General features: G+C 67.0%; 15 protein-coding genes. 5 read left to right on the top strand and 10 right to left on the bottom strand.

Annotated features, from left to right (window positions below; all coding sequences use genetic code 11):
* Window positions 1-95 precede the first annotated feature (95 nt).
* The 8 genes from EYF70_RS02930 to EYF70_RS02895 form a co-directional block, all read right to left on the bottom strand.
* Window positions 96-722: a cytochrome c oxidase subunit 3 gene (locus tag EYF70_RS02930; RefSeq protein WP_229420678.1), complete on the bottom strand. Its 627-nt coding sequence runs from the start codon at window positions 720-722 to the stop codon at window positions 96-98.
* Complete coding sequence (ctaD, locus tag EYF70_RS02925) at window positions 719-2,638, bottom strand: cytochrome c oxidase subunit I (protein WP_131144061.1); 1,920 nt, start codon at window positions 2,636-2,638, stop codon at window positions 719-721. Before ctaD ends, EYF70_RS02930 begins: the two co-directional genes overlap by 4 nt.
* The gene (gene coxB / locus EYF70_RS02920; protein ID WP_131144060.1) at window positions 2,635-3,684 is read right to left on the bottom strand and encodes a cytochrome c oxidase subunit II; all 1,050 of its coding nucleotides are present in this window, start codon (window positions 3,682-3,684) and stop codon (window positions 2,635-2,637) included. The genes ctaD and coxB overlap by 4 nt, the downstream gene beginning before the upstream one ends.
* Window positions 3,685-3,943: 259 nt before the next feature.
* Complete coding sequence (locus EYF70_RS02915) at window positions 3,944-4,363, bottom strand: DUF4019 domain-containing protein (RefSeq protein ID WP_131144059.1); 420 nt, start codon at window positions 4,361-4,363, stop codon at window positions 3,944-3,946.
* Between the two features lie 105 nt (window positions 4,364-4,468).
* Complete coding sequence (gene paoC / locus EYF70_RS02910) at window positions 4,469-6,667, bottom strand: aldehyde oxidoreductase molybdenum-binding subunit PaoC (RefSeq protein WP_131144058.1); 2,199 nt, start codon at window positions 6,665-6,667, stop codon at window positions 4,469-4,471.
* A gap of 4 nt (window positions 6,668-6,671) precedes the next feature.
* Window positions 6,672-7,625, bottom strand: a complete 954-nt coding sequence (locus EYF70_RS02905) for an FAD binding domain-containing protein (protein WP_131144057.1) — start codon at window positions 7,623-7,625, stop codon at window positions 6,672-6,674.
* A complete protein-coding gene (gene paoA / locus EYF70_RS02900; protein ID WP_131144056.1) occupies window positions 7,622-8,272 on the bottom strand; it encodes an aldehyde dehydrogenase iron-sulfur subunit PaoA in 651 nt (216 codons plus the stop codon). Before paoA ends, EYF70_RS02905 begins: the two co-directional genes overlap by 4 nt.
* Window positions 8,273-8,529: 257 nt before the next feature.
* The gene (locus EYF70_RS02895; protein WP_165497564.1) at window positions 8,530-9,021 is read right to left on the bottom strand and encodes an outer membrane beta-barrel protein; all 492 of its coding nucleotides are present in this window, start codon (window positions 9,019-9,021) and stop codon (window positions 8,530-8,532) included.
* A 113-nt stretch (window positions 9,022-9,134) separates the two neighbouring features.
* Between EYF70_RS02895 and EYF70_RS02890 the strand changes: the two genes are divergently transcribed.
* Window positions 9,135-9,509, top strand: coding sequence for a YbaN family protein (locus tag EYF70_RS02890; RefSeq protein ID WP_229420677.1), 375 nt, complete (start codon window positions 9,135-9,137; stop codon window positions 9,507-9,509).
* A 13-nt stretch (window positions 9,510-9,522) separates the two neighbouring features.
* On the opposite strand, the gene EYF70_RS31475 is transcribed toward EYF70_RS02890, so the two are convergent.
* A complete protein-coding gene (locus EYF70_RS31475) occupies window positions 9,523-10,173 on the bottom strand; it encodes a PEP-CTERM sorting domain-containing protein (protein WP_443094096.1) in 651 nt (216 codons plus the stop codon).
* Between the two features lie 228 nt (window positions 10,174-10,401).
* Between EYF70_RS31475 and EYF70_RS02880 the strand changes: the two genes are divergently transcribed.
* On the top strand, window positions 10,402-12,015 hold the full coding sequence (locus EYF70_RS02880) for an NAD(P)/FAD-dependent oxidoreductase (RefSeq protein ID WP_131144054.1): 1,614 nt from the start codon (window positions 10,402-10,404) through the stop codon (window positions 12,013-12,015).
* Window positions 12,012-12,395, top strand: a complete 384-nt coding sequence (locus EYF70_RS02875) for a c-type cytochrome (protein WP_131144053.1) — start codon at window positions 12,012-12,014, stop codon at window positions 12,393-12,395. The genes EYF70_RS02880 and EYF70_RS02875 overlap by 4 nt, the downstream gene beginning before the upstream one ends.
* A 13-nt stretch (window positions 12,396-12,408) precedes the next feature.
* On the opposite strand, the gene EYF70_RS02870 is transcribed toward EYF70_RS02875, so the two are convergent.
* Entirely contained in the window at window positions 12,409-13,323 is a 915-nt protein-coding gene (locus tag EYF70_RS02870; RefSeq protein WP_165497563.1) for a LysR family transcriptional regulator, read from the bottom strand.
* Between the two features lie 350 nt (window positions 13,324-13,673).
* Between EYF70_RS02870 and EYF70_RS02865 the strand changes: the two genes are divergently transcribed.
* Both EYF70_RS02865 and EYF70_RS02860 read left to right on the top strand, forming a co-directional pair.
* Complete coding sequence (locus EYF70_RS02865) at window positions 13,674-14,153, top strand: DUF3016 domain-containing protein (RefSeq protein ID WP_165497562.1); 480 nt, start codon at window positions 13,674-13,676, stop codon at window positions 14,151-14,153.
* Window positions 14,154-14,301: 148 nt separating this feature from the next.
* Complete coding sequence (locus tag EYF70_RS02860; RefSeq protein ID WP_131144050.1) at window positions 14,302-15,006, top strand: GntR family transcriptional regulator; 705 nt, start codon at window positions 14,302-14,304, stop codon at window positions 15,004-15,006.
* Window positions 15,007-15,091 lie beyond the last annotated feature (85 nt).

Raw genomic sequence — 15,091 nt, 5'->3', positions numbered from 1 at the left:
GATTGCAACCCCCAAGGCAAACCCTGGGGTCGGACCCGGCGGGTCTGCCCCCCGTTTCTGAAGTGGGGTTGAACAGCATCTCCCGCCCGCCCCCATCACATCCTCGCCCCGAAGTACACGGTGGCATAGACCGGCAGCCAGCTGCCCACCACGAAATACCAGTAGCCGGCATTTTCGCTGACGTCGACGAAGCGCTTGCCGTCGATCGGCCCGGTGTGCATCAGCACCGCCAGCACGCCGGAATCCCACATGTCCGTGACCAGGTGCAGCGTGTGCAGGCCCATCATCATCCACACGACGGAGCCGTAGGCATCGTCGTCCCATGCGCAGTTGAGCGCCGTGAACTCCAGCGCGCGCACGGCAAGGAAGGCGACGGAGAACGCCATGCACCAGATCAGGCTGGTGCGCACGCGCCGCAGGTCCAGCCGTTCCGCGGCGCGCCGGGCCATTTCGTTGGGGATCATGCTGAGCAGCAGCACGGCCGTATTGAGCGTGCCCCACAGCAGGTCCGGCGGCGGGCTGCCCGACAGCGGCCACGCATCGGCCAGGCCGCGCAGGTAGAAGTAGGTGACGATGACCAGCGCGAACACGGTCGACTCGATCGCCACCAGCCCCAGCGTGCCCCACCACATGGGGCTGCGGTGGCCGAACGCGAACGTGGGCAGGTGGCCGACGTGCAGGCAGCGCTCATCTTCCTCGCCGTTCTTCTCTGGCCCCGTCACGGCCGCACCTCACGCTGGTGGCGCTGTTCGCTTTCACTGCGCCGCGGCCAGAACCACAACGTGGCGGTGATCGCCACCGGCAGCGTGGCCCACACCACGGCCCACGGCGTGAAGATCGAGGCGACGAAGAACACCGTGGTGGCCAGCGCCGTGACGAAGGGCCAGGGCGATGGCGACGGCATCAGCATCCGGTGGTCCGGCTCGGCCGCGGTCACGCTCGTCAGCAGCACTTCGCGCAAGCCCGGATCGATGCCGGCCACCCGGTCCGGCAGCGCGGCCGGCTGCCACAATGGATAGCGGCCGTGCACTACCGGCAGCACGTCGAAATTGGCGGCCGGCGGCGGCGACGCGGCGCGCCATTCCAGCGTGCCCGCGCCCCACGGATCGGCACCGGCCAGCGCGCCCCGCCGCCGGCTGCGCCATGCGTTGACGATGAACAGCAGCACGCTGGTGGCGATCATGAACGCGCCAATGGTGGCGCCCAGGTTGATGGTGTTCCAGCCCATGCCGTCCGGGTACGTGTACACCCGGCGCGGCATGCCTTCCAGGCCCACGATATGCATCGGGAAGAAGGTCACGTTGAAGCCGGTGAAGAACAGCCAGAACTGCCACTTGCCCAGCTTCTCGCTCATCATGCGGCCGGTGAACTTCGGGTACCAGTAGTAGAACGCGCCGAACAGCGGGAAGACGGCGCCGCCCATCAGCACGTAATGCAGGTGGGCGACGACGAAGTACGTGTCGTGCAGCTGCGTATCGAGCGACACCGAGGCAAGCATCAGCCCGGTGAGGCCGCCCGCCAGCAGGATGACGAAGAAGGCCAGCACGAACAGCAGCGGGGTGCGCAGCACCAGGCGCCCGGTCCACAGCGTGGCGAGCCAGCAGAAGATCTGCACCGCCGTGGGGATCGCGATCATCAGGCTGGCGGCCGTGAAGAATGTCTTGCCCAGTTCCGGCAGGCTGGTGGCGAACATGTGGTGCACCCACAGGCCAAACGACAGGAAGCCGGTGGCGATCAGCGACAGCACCATGGCCCGGTAGCCCACCATCGGGCGCCGCGAGAACGTGGCGATGATGGCCGAGATCACGCCCAGCGGCGGAATGAAGATCAGGTACACCTCGGGGTGGCCGAAGAACCAGAACAGGTGCTGCCACAGCAGCGCGTCGCCGCCCAGTTCCGGGTCGTAGAAATGGGTGTCGACCAGCCGGTCGGTGATCAGCGCGGTACTGGCCAGCATCACGGCCGGCATCGCGAACAGCACGATAAACGAGGTGACCAGCATGGCCCAGGCGAACAGCGGCATGCGGTCCAGCGTCATGCCCGGCGCGCGCATCTTGAAGATCGTGACGATGATGACGATGGCTTCCATCAGCGCCGCGGTCTCGGTGAAGGTGATCATCTGCGCCCAGATGTCGATCCGCTTGCCGGGCGAGTAGTCGGCGTTCGCCAGCGGCACGTAGGCGAACCAGCCGGCGTCCGGTCCCATGCCGATCAGGAATGCCGCGAACAGCATCACGCCGCCGAACAGGAAGATCCAGAACGCAAACGCGTTCATGCGCGGGAAGGCGACGGTGCGGGTGCCCAGCATCAGCGGCAGCAGCCAGATGCCGATGGCCTGCATTACCGGCACGGCGAACAGGAACATCATCGTCGTGCCGTGCATCGTGAACAGCTGGTTGTACAGGTCCGGCCCGATCAGCCGGCTGTCGGGCCGCGCCAGCTGCAGCCGCATCAGCAGCGCCAGGATTCCGCCGAGGACAAAGAACGCAAACGCGGCGTAGAGGAAGCGGGCGGCGATGGTCTTGTGGTTGACGGCGCTCAGCCGGCCCCACAGCCCGGGCGGGTCGCGCCACGTCTGTTCCAGCACTTCGGCAGGGTCGGCAGGGCTGGCGGGGCCGGCAATCTCGGGGCGGCTCATTCCAGGCTCTCCAGGTAATCGAGCAGCGCATGCATGTCGCGCGCCGGCAGCGGGCTGGGCGGCATGTTCGCGCCCAGCTTGAAGCGGTGCGGGTCGACGATCCACGCCTGCAGGTTGGCGCGGTCGTTGGGCAGCATGCCGGCAGCCAGCGTGGGCCGGCTGGCCAGGTGCGTCAGGTCCGGCCCCAGCGTGCCGTTGGCCATCGTCCCCGCTACCGTGTGGCAGGCGGCGCAGGCGGCGCGCACGAAGACGTCGCGGCCCAGGCGCCGGCTGTCGGTGGCCGGTTCCGGCGCGACTTTGCCGCGCGCCTGCGTCCACCGGGCGAACTGCGCCGGCGCCACGGCCGTCACCGGTAAGGCCATCAGCGCGTGCTGCAGGCCGCAGAATTCGGCGCATTGCGCGCGATAGACGCCGGGCTGGTCGGCGCGCAGGGCGATCGTCGTGGTGCGGCCGGGGATCATGTCGCGCTTGCCGGCCAGGTTCGGCACCCACAGCGTGTGGATCACGTCGCGGCTTTTCAGCGTGACGACGACCGGCCGGCCGACCGGCACATGCAGTTCGTTGGCGGTGGTCACGCCCTCTTCCGGATAGCGCACTTCCCACCAGAACTGGTGGCCGGTCAGTTCCACCTTCACGGCTTCGTTCATCGGCAGGCGGGCCAGCATGCGGCCGGTCCACACGTCCGCCACCAGCAGCATCACGAGGCCCACGGTGGCGATCGCCGTGCCCCACAGCACCGCGCGGTGCACGCGGCGCTCGGGCTGCTGCAAGGATGCGAGGTCTGGCGCCAAGTCCGGTGCCAGACCCGGCGAGGCGCCCGCCGCCCGCCCTGCCTTGTGTGCCCGCCACAGCGCCACGCACAGCGCCAGCACGATCGCTGCGAACACCGCCGCGCACAGCGCCAGCGTGAAGTTCCACAGGCTGAAGATCGTCGCGGCCTGCACCCCGGCCGGCCGCAATGCGCTCTGCTGCACCGCCTGCGCGGCGGCGCCGGATGGCAGGCAGGCTAGCGGCAGGACAACCGTGGAAAGGACCAGGCGGAACATGTTTTCATTTTTACAATGCAGTGTTCCGACTGTGCCAAAAATCTCGGCCATGCGACGCACGCCTGTGGCTGCTCAACCACACCTTCGAATGAGATGCAGCGCCGCGAACGACCACCGGAACGACGACGAAAAAAAACCGGTGACAGGCTCGGATTATTTTCGAAACATTTCCGCAAAAATGGAGCCTGTCGCCGTTTTTCAAAAATGGAGCCTGTCACCGTTTTTTGCGCCCCCGTTTTTTGGGGGCCGGCCGGGCGGGTTACTTGAGGAAGTAGCCGGACACGCGCCACTTGCCGTCGGCTTCCCGCATCGGGGTCACCGTTTCCACGGCGTTGGCGCGGTCGGCAAAACGGGTGGTGTATTGCAGCACCACGTACTGGCCCTGCGGTGCGCCCGGCAGCGTGGTGGTGTAGGTGGACGATGCCAGCGTGCGCTCCTGCAAGGCGCCTACCGGCATGCGCACGGCGCGGCCGGCCTGTTCCCACTGCGCGACCGCGATCGCCTTGCGCAGCGGCTCGGCGGCCTGCTCCCAGGAAGCCTTGTACTGGCCGGCATCCACCAGGGCCAGCCACTCGGTGGCCGCCTGCTTTGCTTCATCGATGGCTTGCTGGTTCTGCGCGTCCTGCGCATGGGCGAAAGTGGTGGCGGACAACAGGAGCAAGGTGGCGAACAGCTTCATGAAGATCCTTTCATGGCGATAGTGGGGAAGCGCGGTAAACCCACCCGCGCGACCCGTGATGTTGCCATGAAATCAGCTGCGCCCCGGCGACGGTTGGGCCGCGTGCTACGCCACCTGCGGCAGCTTGTCGATCAGCTTGTCCAGCGTGACCGGATACTCGCGGATACGCACACCGATGGCGTTGTAGACGGCATTCGCGATCGCCGCCGCCACGCCGCAGATGCCCAGCTCGCCCACGCCCTTGGCCTTCATCGGCGACGACATGGGGTCGGTCTCGTCGAGGAAGATCACTTCCTGGTGCGGGATGTCGGCATGCACAGGCACCTCGTAGGTGGCCAGGTCGTGGTTGACGAAGAAGCCGATGCGCTTGTCCACCGCCAGTTCCTCCATCAGCGCGGCGCCGGCACCCATCGTCATGGCGCCGATCACCTGGCTGCGTGCCGATTTCGGGTTCAGGATGCGGCCGGCCGCGCACACGGCCAGCATGCGCCGGATGCGCACTTCGCCGGTGTAGGCATCGACCGCGACTTCGACGAAGTGGGCGCCGAACGTGGATTGCTGGAATTTCTTGTCCAGGTCGCCGTACTCCATCTTGTCCTCGGCCACCAGCTCGCCACCGGCCGCCGCCTCGCGTAACGGCACGGACTTGCCGCCGGCGCGCACGGTGCCGTCGGCGAATTCGGCGGTCGCGGCCAGGCCCAGCTTCTTCGCCACCGCTTCACGCAGTTTCACGCAGGCCGCGTACACGCCCGCCGTGGAACTGTTGCCGCCCCACTGCCCGCCCGAGCCGGCCGACACGGGGAAATCGGAATCGCCCAGCTTCACCACCACCTGGTCGAGCCCCACGCCCATCATCTCGGCGGCGGTCTGCGCGATGATCGTGTAGCTGCCGGTGCCGATATCGGTCATGTCGGTTTCCACGGTGACGATGCCCTTGCCATCGAGCCGCACGCGCGCCGCGGACTTCTGCACCAGGTTGTTGCGGAAGGCCGACGCCACGCCCTGGCCGATCAGCCAGCGCCCTTCGCGCACCTGGGCCGGTTGCGGATTGCGCTTGTTCCAGCCGAACCGGTCGGCGCCGGTACGCAGGCATTCCACATAGCGCCGCTGGGAAAACTTGCGGGTGCGCTTTTCCGGATCGACCGTGGTGTCGTTGACGATGCGCAGCGTGACCGGGTCCATCCTGAGTTTCTCGGCCAGTTCATCGACGGCGATTTCCAGCGCCATCATGCCCGGCGCCTCGCCCGGGGCGCGCATCGCGTTCCCTTCCGGCAGGTCGAGCACGGCGAGCTTCATCCGCGTCATCCGGTGCGGCCCCGCGTACAGCAGGCGGGTCTGGTTGACGGCCGTTTCCGGCTTGCCGCCCGGCAGGTCGCCGGACCAGCTTTCATGGGCGATCGCCGTGATGCGCCCCTCGCGCGTGGCGCCGATGCGGATGCGCTGGATGGTGGCCGGGCGGTGCGTGGTGTTGTTGATCATCAGCGCCCGCTGCAGCGCCACCTTCACGGGGCGGCCCGCCTGCTTCGCGCCCAGCGCGGCCAGCAGCGCCTCGGCACGCAGGAACAGCTTGCCGCCGAAACCGCCGCCGATGTAGGGCGATACCAGCCGCACCTTGTCCTTGGCGATGCCGAGGGTCTTCGCCATGTCGCCCTTGCCCCAGTCGATCATCTGGTTCGAGGTCCACACCGTGAGCTTGTCGCCCTGCCACGCCGCCACGGAAGCATGCGGCTCCATCATCGCGTGCGTCTGGTCCGGCGTGGTGTAGGTGGCGTCCAGTTTCACCGGCGCGCTGTCGAAGGCGCTTTGGAAATTGCCGGCACTGCTTTCCGGATCTTCTTCCTTCTTCGGCACCTTCGCCGAGTCCTTCGCCTTGGCCAGGTCGTACTCGCCCTTGATCGGCGAATACTCGACCTTGACGAGGGAAGCGGCGGCGCGCGCCTGTTCGAACGTTTCGGCCACCACCAGCGCGACAGCCTGGTGGTAATGCTCGACCTGCGGCCCGGCCAGCAGTTTCGCGGTGTTGTAGTCGCCCTTCTCCAGCTTGCCGGCGTTTTCGTGGGTGACGATGGCGATCACGCCGGGTGCGCGCCGCGCGGCGGCGCTGTCGATCGCCGTGATGATGCCCTTGGCGACCGTGGCGCCGACCACGTAGCCGTAGGCGGCATTCGGCGCCACGTCGTGCCGCTCGTAGGCGTAGCGCGCGGTGCCGGTGGTCTTGTAGGGGCCGTCGATCCGGTCGACGGGCTTGCCGACCACCTTCAGCTGGTCGATCGGGTTGGTGGTGGCGGGAGTGGTGAACTTCATCGCATCATCCTTTCTTTGCTTCCGCCAGCACGGCGTCGATCGTGCGCTGGACAAGGGGCACCTTGAAGGCGTTGTCGTGCATCGGCTTGGCGCCGGCGAGCAATTGCTCGGCCACCGCGCGGCCGCCGCGCGGCAGGCTCTGGTCCGCCGCCGGCACGCGCCACGGCTTGTGGGCCACGCCGCCCACGGCCACGCGGCCGGTGCCGTCGGGCTGCACGATGGCGGCCACCGACACCAGCGCGAACGCATACGACGCGCGGTCGCGCACCTTGTGGTACAGCTGGCGCCCGCCGACCGGCTTAGGTAGCGTTACCGCGGTAATCAGCTCGCCGGGCTGCAGCACGTGTTCGATGTGCGGCGTGTTGCCCGGCAGCTTGTGGAAGTCGGCGATCGGGATGGTGCGCGTGGCGCCGTTCGGCTGCACGGTTTCCACGCTGGCCTCCAGCGCCGCCATCGCCACCGCCATGTCGCTCGGGTGCGTGGCGATGCAGGCGTCGCTCGTGCCCACGATCGCGTGGTGCCGCGTGAAGCCGCCGATCGCGGAACAGCCGCTGCCCGGATCGCGCTTATTGCACGCCTGCGCCGTGTCGTAGAAGTACGGGCAGCGCGTGCGCTGCAGCAGGTTGCCGGCCGTGGTGGCCTTGTTGCGCAACTGGGCCGAGGCGCCGGCCAGCAGCGCGCGCGACAGCACGCCGTAATCGCGGCGCACCCGTTCATCCGCGGCCAGGTCGGTATTGCGCACCAGCGCGCCGACGCGCAGGCCGCCGTCGCGGGTCGGCTCGATCTTGTCGAGGTCCAGGCCATTGACATCCACCAGGTGCGGCGGCGTCTCGATTTCCAGCTTCATCAGGTCCAGCAGGTTGGTGCCGCCGGCGATGAAGCGGGCGCCGGGTACGCGCGCGGCGGCGGCCGCCGCCTCGGCGGGGGTGCGCGCCTTTTCATAGGTGAAGACTTTCATGCGGGCCTCCCGGACACTTCGACGATCGCGTCGACGATGTTCGAATAGGCGCCGCAGCGACAGATGTTGCCGCTCATCCGTTCGCGGATTTCCAGTTCCGTCAGCGGCGGGCGTTTCGTCAGGTCGGCGGTCACGTGGCTCGGGATGCCCTTCCTGATTTCATCGAGCACCGAGACGGCCGAACAGATCTGGCCGGGGGTACAGTAGCCGCACTGGTAGCCGTCGTGCTTGACGAACGCCGCCTGCATCGGGTGCATCTTCTCGGGCGTGCCGAGGCCCTCGATGGTGGTGATCTCGGCATTTTCATGCATCACCGCCAGCGACAGGCAGGAATTGATGCGGCGGCCGTCGGCGATCACCGTGCAGGCGCCGCACTGGCCCTGGTCGCAGCCTTTCTTGGTGCCGGTCAGGTGCAGCTGTTCGCGCAGCAGGTCGAGCAGGGTGGTACGGGTGTCGACGGCCACGCTGTGCTGCTGGCCGTTCACCTTCAGCGTGACTTTCGAGGAAACCGGGGTTTGCGGCTGGGCCGCTCCGGTCACGGTGGCGGCAGCGGGCTGCGCGCCCGCTACCGTGGGCACGGCGGCGGCCGTGGCGGTCAGTGCGCCGGCGATGAGCAGGTCGCGCCGGGTCGTGTCGATATCATCCATGTGTTGGCATCCTTTGGCGGTGGGGTATGGCCGGGGAAGGTTCGCTGCGGGCAGGCGGGCTCGTGGCCGGGCGCGAACCGACAATGATAGTAATGGCAATACGGGAAATGGCTCAACACGGTTGGGATGCCCCGGGAAGCACGCCGATACCGCGAGATGAAGCGCGAATAAAGACCGTTCGCGGCGGTAGTGGATGAAAAAAGGGCGCTGTTGCAAACAGCGCCCCTGGTGCTTCGATACGGATCACGCCGCCTGGATCAGAACTTCCAGAGCAGGCTGGCGGTGGCGCTGGTGATGTCGCTTCCCGGCTTTTGCAGTTCGACACGGGCGGACAGGTTGCCCATGACGTGGTAGCCCAGGCCTACGCCGAAGATGCCTGTGTCGACATGGCCCCCGCCGGGGTAGCCCGCGCGGTCGGCCTCGAACCGGCCGTAGCCGTAGCCCACGCGGGCAAACAGGTCAAGGTTACGGCTCAGCGGCGTCGAACCGACCATGGAGAACTGGGTCTCCTTCAGTTTGACGCCGGTGCCGTAGTAATGCCATTCGCCATGCTGGCGGTAACCGGCTTCGAACGCGAGACTCTGGTTGAAACCGTAGCCGGCGAAGGCGCCGAAGTGGGACTTGTTGCCGTCCAGGTCGCTGAAATGGGTGGCGCCGGCATTGACGCCGGCATACAGGCCGGTCGGGCCGGCGCAGGCGGACGATGCGGCCAGTGCCAGCGCGGCGGCGGCGAGAGAATTGCGAAACATGTTTTCCTGTCGTGGTTGCGATCCGTGCCGGATCGGAGGGCAGGAATTATGGTTCCGGATTGCGTGTTGCACAAGCTGGCTTGCCTGTTGCATGCGAATGGTACGATGCCCCCATGAATCGACCGATGAAATTCCTGCTGAAGGTGATTGGCGTGATCGCCGTGGTCCTCGCCGTGCTCGGCGCCTTCCTGCCGCTGCTGCCGACCACGCCGTTCCTGCTGCTGGCCTCGGCCTGCTTCGCGCGCAGCTCGGTGCGGGCGCACAACTGGCTCCGCACCAACCCGCTGTTCGGCAAATACCTGCGCGACTGGGAAGACGGCCGCGGCCTGCCGCTGCGCGGCAAGGTCGTGATCCTGCTGTTCATGTGGGGGTCGATGGGCTACTCGTTCACGCGCGTGGCGCACATCCCGGCGCTGGTCGCGCTGCTGGCGGCGATCGGCCTGGGCGTGACCGTCTTCCTGCTGCGCTTCGTGCCCACCAAGCGCTGAACCGCGGGGCTTCCTACCGCCCCTTGCGCCGCCGGGCCGCCAGGCCCAGCAAACCAAGCCCGCCGAGCAGCATGCCGTAGGTGGCCGGTTCCGGCACCGCGGCCACCGACAGGTGCAGGTCGTTGACGGTGACGAAGCTGTCCGGAATATCGTCTTTCCAGACGGTCAGCGAGGTCAGGTGGCCGTCCGACACGAAACCGACGAACGAGTGCACGTCCGGCGCGTCGATGGTCCACGTCAGCGTGGCACCGGTGCTGTCGGTGGCGGTCAGCTGGATCGCGTCGATCGGCATCGAGGTGCCGTTGTACCAGGAGCCGAAAAAATAACCGCCGGCGCCGGCGATGTCCGGGCCGAAGCCGTCGAAGGTCAGCGGGTTGTGGCTGTAGCCGGTGGACATCCACCAGTCCACGCCGTCATCGGTGGCGCCCCAGTATTCCGGGGCGGCGGCGCCGGCCGTGACCGTGTAGCCGAACCCGCCCGCCTGGCGCGGCGCGGGAGTCGGGTAATTCAGCAGCGCCAGGTCGTCGAACGTGTCGACACCGGTCGTGCCGGTGGCGGCCAGGTACTCCGCCTGGGTAGTGTAGGCGGTAATGCCCGCGTTGGCGGACGTGGCGAGGATCAGTGAAGCGACAGCAACGGCCTTGTGGGAGAGGGACATACGCACGATGGAACTCCTCGGGGTGGTTGGGAAGTGTCGATGGCATGGCAACATCAGCGCTGCGGCATTGGGTGAACCAACCCGCCCACTGTAGCGCTACCACGACCGCTCCGCACTCCCCCGATGGGGGAGCGGGTGATTCCGGAATGGAATCGCAAACACCGCCGCGTGATCGACGCGCCGGCGCCCGTGCCCGACGATGAAGCCGTTGCATTCATCGATGGAAGGGGCACGATGCAAGACACTTCAGGACGGGGCGCCAGCCGGCGGCAGGTGCTGGCGATGCTGGGCAAGACGCTGGGCGGCGCGGCGATGTACCACGGCATGGCCTCGCTGGGCTTTGCGCAGCCGTCGACGTTTTCCGGGCCGTTGCGCCTGGATGGGGCGCCGAAAGGCAGCCATGTGCTGGTGCTGGGCGCCGGCATGGCGGGCCTGTCGGCCGCCTACGAATTGCGCAACGCCGGCTACCAGGTCACGGTGCTCGAGTACAACGGGCGTGCCGGCGGGCGCAGCTGGGCGATCCGCGGCGGCGACCGGTATACCGAACTGGGCGGTGCCGAGCAGGTGTGCCACTTCGCCAAGGGGGAATACGTGAATCCCGGTCCGTGGCGGATCCCCTACCACCACCACGCCATGCTCGACTACGCCCGGCGCCTGAACGTGCCGCTCGAACCGTTCATCCAGGTGAACTACAACGCCTACCTGCACAGCACGGCCGCGTTCGGCGGCCAGCCGCAACGCTACCGCACCGTACAGGCCGACTACCACGGCCACGTGGCCGAACTGCTGGCCAAGGCTGCCAATGCGGGCCGGCTCGATGGCGACATCACCGCCGAGGACAAGGACAAGCTACTGGAATCGCTGGCGTCGTTCGGCGGCCTGAACAAGGACATGCTGTATGCGAAAGGCTTTCCCTCGAGCGACCGGCGCGGCTTCGACGTGGCGCCGGGCGGCGGCCTGATGCCCCGCGCGCAGTATTCGGCGCCCGGGGACCGCGCCGCGCTGATGCGCTCCGGCCTGTGGGCACACCTGGCCGTCGCGCACCAGTACGAGTTCCAGAGCAGCATCTTCCAGCCGAAACACGGCATGGACCAGATCGCGCTGGCGCTGTACCGCCAGGTCAGGCAGCACGTGCAGTTCCACGCGAAGGTCACGAAAATCGACCAGGATGCGCGCGGCGTGACCGTGACGGTGGAAGATGCGCGCCTTCCGGGCCAGGGCATCCGCCAGGTGAAGGGCGACTGGTGCGTGTGCACGATTCCGCTGTCGATCCTGAGCCAGGTGGACGTCACGGCCGGGCCGGACCTGCTGGCCGCGATCGGTGCCGTGCCCTACGCGGCGGCGTTCAAGGCGGGCCTGCAGTTCAGGCGCCGCTTCTGGGAGCAGGACGAAGGCATCTATGGCGGCATTTCGTATACCGACCAGCCGATCGGCCGGATCTGCTATCCGCCGTCGAACTTCCAGGCCAGGGGACCGGCCGTGCTGCTGGGCGCCTACATGTTCGGCCCGAACGCCTTTGAATTTTCCGCGATGGACACGGAAGAGCGGCTGCGCGAAGTCGTGCGCCAGGGCGGGCAGATCCACGCCCAGTATGAAAAGGAATTCGACAACGGCGTGACCGTCGGCTGGCACCGGGTACCGTGGATCAACGGCTGCCTGGGTATGTGGACCGAGCAGGCGCGCGCGCAGCACTACGACAAGCTGTGCGCGATCGATAACCGCCTCGTGCTGGCGGGCGAGCACGCCTCGTTCATCGGCGGCTGGCAGGAAGGCGCCGTGCTGTCGGCGCACGATGCGATCACCCGGCTGCACGCGAAAGCCAGGGCCACCACGGGGAAAGCGACATGAAAAAATTGATCCTGACGGCTGCCCTGTACGCGTCGGCCGCCGGCGCGGCCGACGTGCCGCAGATGTCCAGCGGCTATGTGTTCGCGCAAAAGGATGGCAAGGCGCTGTATGCGGCCAGCTGCCAGGGCTGCCACATGGCCAAGGGCGAAGGCGCGCGCGGCGCCGGTTTCTATCCCAAGCTGGCCGGCAATCCGCTGGTGCAGAGCCCGGAATACATCGTTTACCGCGTGGCCAACGGCTACCGGGGCATGCCCGCGTTCGCCGGCATGATGAACGACGAGCAGATCGCCGCCGTAGCGACCTATGTGCGCCAGTCGTTCGACAAGCCGGACGCGCCCGCCGTGACCGCCGGCGACGTGCGCAAGCTGCGCCAGCCTTGAAGGCGGCGCGCGTTCAGGCGAAAGCGAGATCGCGGATGCGCGCCAGCGACTTCGTCATCGACACGAATTCGGCCACGCCGCCATGCGGCTGGCGCGAACCCTTGGTGATGATGGCCACTTCGCGCTCGGCCACCGGCTGGCCCGCCACCGACATCTTGTGGATGCGCCGCGCCGCGACCGGGTGGCTGAAGACGCGCTCGGGCAGCAGGCAGCAGGTATCGGTGCTGGCGACCTGGTCGAGCGCCGCGATCAGTGAACTGGACGAGTATACGGTGGCCGGCATGCGCCAGCCCCAGCGCGCGAACACCTCGCGCAGCGCATCCTGCGGGTGCCTGGCACTGTTGGTCTCGCCGAGCACCAGCCAGGGCCGCTCGGCCAGCGCGGCGCCATCGGCCGCATCCGCCGGGCCGCCGCGGCAGGCGATGAACAGCGCTTCCCGGTAGATCGGCTCGACACACAGGTTGCCGGTGTTCAGCCCGCCGGGCAGCTCGGACACGACGAGGTCCAGGCGCCCTTCGCGCAGCATGTCCACCAGGTCGCCCGGCGCGCCCTGCTGGATATGCACGTTGGCCTGCTGGTTGCGGCGCTTGAAATCCTCGGCGACGCGGGGCACCAGGGTGAGCGCCGGATCGAGGCTGGCGCCGACCACGACCGTGATGCGTTCGGCCAGCCGTTTCGCATCGAGCATGGCCATCGCATCGTCGACGTCGCGCAGGATGGCCCGCGCGTAGCTGAGCAATTGCCGCCCCGGCTCCGTCAGCAGGACGCCCGATTGCAGGCGCAGCACCAGCTCCACGCCGTGCGCGGCCTCGAGCTTGAGCACGCTTTTCGTCAGCGCGGCCTGGGATACGCGCAGCGCCCGCGACGCCGCCCGATAGCCGCCGTGCTCGATGACGGCCACGAAGTCGCGCAATTGCTGCAGTGTCATGCTCCTCCCCGGACGTTGTTTTCCATCGATCGTTATGCGATTTTCGTGCCAACAACTTTTCCAGCGTTTCGCCATGCCCGGGGCCCATCCCGCGTCAAAGCGGTGCGGCCGGCTTCTCCGGCTGGTGCACCAGCACCGCCACCGTACCGAAATGTTGCGCGAAAAACGGTGACAGTCACCATTTTTGAAGAAACATTTCCTGGAAAATGGTGACTGTCACCGTTTTTTTTGTGTGCCGGGAAGCGGCGTACGGGCCGCTGTCACATCGTGTTACATCGGGTACTTTGCCGCGATTGAAGCCTGGCGGAATGGGCGTATATTCGGTACACGAATCGAAAAGGACTTTTATCATGAAGAAATTCATACGCATGGCAGGCGTTGCCGTGCTGCTGGCAGCGTCCAGCGTGGCCAGTGCCGGTGCCAAGGTGACTTATGTGGAAACCGCGAAGATGACCGATGTGCCGCGGTTCTCGACCGACCGGGAATCGATGGAAATCCACTTCCGGGAGCACCTGGAGTTGCTGTCGAAGCAATTACCGGCGGGCCAGCAGCTGAATGTGGAATTCCTCGACATCGACCTGGCCGGCGACCAGTTCCCCCGCGTGGCGATCCAGGACGTGCGCGTGCTGAAGGGCCGTGCCGACTGGCCGCGCATGCATTTCCGCTACACCATCGAGCAGGATGGCAAGGTGGTCAAGAGCGGCGAGCCGAAGCTGGCCGACCCGAATTACCTGATGGGCTCGAATCGCTGGAACAACGAGCAGTACAGCCACGAGAAACAGATGCTGGAAGACTGGTTCCGGAAGGACGTGCTGGGCAAATCGCGGTAGGCGGTGCGGGGTCGCGCCGGGCGGCGGCCAGCGGCGGAATGCCCGGGCACGGGCAATCATGACGGTGGCCGCCTGAACAGATACCTTGCGAGATAGCCAATATATGCGCGCGCATGTATGATTGCGGATCATCCACTGTCCGATCTCCATGTCAGCGTCCATCGCAGCCACAGAAGAAAAGCAGAGCAGCGGTGCGAGCTCGAACGACATTGCCGACGATATCGCTTCAGCCATCGCGGCGCGCAAGCTCCCCCCAGGCACCAAGCTGCGCGAGGAAGCACTGTCACGCCTCTACCATGTCAGCCGCACCAAGATCCGTGCCGCGCTGCTGATCCTGTCCAAGGACAAGCTGATCCGCATCGTGCCGGACAAGGGCGCATTCGTCAGCCAGCCCAGCGAAAAGGAATCGCGCGACATCTTTGCCGCGCGGCGCATCATCGAGGGCGCGCTGGCCCGCGAATTCGTCGCCAAGGCCACCGCGGCCGACTACCGCAAGCTGGAAAAGCACCTGGAAGCGGAGCGCCGCTCGCTGGAAGGCGACCACAAGGTGCGCTCGCGCCTGCTGGGCGATTTCCACGTGGTGCTGGCCGAAGTGGTGGGCAACGACGTGGTGCGCGAGATGCTGCATGAACTGGTGGCGCGCAGCTCGCTCATCACGATGCTGTACCAGTCCGACCGGGATGCGGCCTGCTCGGCCGACGAACACGCTGACTTCATCGCCGCCGCGCGCTCCGGCGACGCCGACCTGGCGGCGCGGGTGATGCTCGATCACCTCACCCACGTGGAAGCGGCGCTGCGCTTCGATAGCGGTACCCAGGTCGAAAAAGATCTGGTGTCGGCGTTGCTGAAGTAATCCGGCCGGGGAGCACCTTCTGGACGAGTCGAGCGGCGCCCCGGGCGCCGCTTTTCGCATCACGAGCCAGTGCTCACCCTCGCGG

The organism is Pseudoduganella albidiflava, assembly GCF_004322755.1.
Lineage (GTDB): Bacteria > Pseudomonadota > Gammaproteobacteria > Burkholderiales > Burkholderiaceae_D > Rugamonas > Rugamonas albidiflava.
The sequence above is the reverse complement of the archived record's forward strand: the minus strand, read 5'-3'. Positions and strand labels throughout refer to the sequence as shown.

Bases quoted from the DNA above. Each gene is read 5' to 3' on its own strand.
- EYF70_RS02905 (WP_131144057.1), bottom strand. From the start codon at position 7,625: ATGAAAGTCTTCACCTATGAAAAGGCGCGCACCCCCGCCGAGGCGGCG.
- EYF70_RS02865 (WP_165497562.1), top strand. From the start codon at position 13,674: ATGAAGAAATTCATACGCATGGCAGGCGTTGCCGTGCTGCTGGCAGCG.
- paoA (WP_131144056.1), bottom strand. From the start codon at position 8,272: ATGGATGATATCGACACGACCCGGCGCGACCTGCTCATCGCCGGCGCA.
- coxB (WP_131144060.1), bottom strand. From the start codon at position 3,684: ATGTTCCGCCTGGTCCTTTCCACGGTTGTCCTGCCGCTAGCCTGCCTG.
- EYF70_RS02880 (WP_131144054.1), top strand. From the start codon at position 10,402: ATGCAAGACACTTCAGGACGGGGCGCCAGCCGGCGGCAGGTGCTGGCG.
- EYF70_RS02870 (WP_165497563.1), bottom strand. From the start codon at position 13,323: ATGACACTGCAGCAATTGCGCGACTTCGTGGCCGTCATCGAGCACGGC.
- EYF70_RS02895 (WP_165497564.1), bottom strand. From the start codon at position 9,021: ATGTTTCGCAATTCTCTCGCCGCCGCCGCGCTGGCACTGGCCGCATCG.
- EYF70_RS02915 (WP_131144059.1), bottom strand. From the start codon at position 4,363: ATGAAGCTGTTCGCCACCTTGCTCCTGTTGTCCGCCACCACTTTCGCC.
- EYF70_RS02890 (WP_229420677.1), top strand. From the start codon at position 9,135: ATGAATCGACCGATGAAATTCCTGCTGAAGGTGATTGGCGTGATCGCC.
- EYF70_RS02875 (WP_131144053.1), top strand. From the start codon at position 12,012: ATGAAAAAATTGATCCTGACGGCTGCCCTGTACGCGTCGGCCGCCGGC.
- ctaD (WP_131144061.1), bottom strand. From the start codon at position 2,638: ATGAGCCGCCCCGAGATTGCCGGCCCCGCCAGCCCTGCCGACCCTGCC.
- EYF70_RS02860 (WP_131144050.1), top strand. From the start codon at position 14,302: ATGTCAGCGTCCATCGCAGCCACAGAAGAAAAGCAGAGCAGCGGTGCG.
- paoC (WP_131144058.1), bottom strand. From the start codon at position 6,667: ATGAAGTTCACCACTCCCGCCACCACCAACCCGATCGACCAGCTGAAG.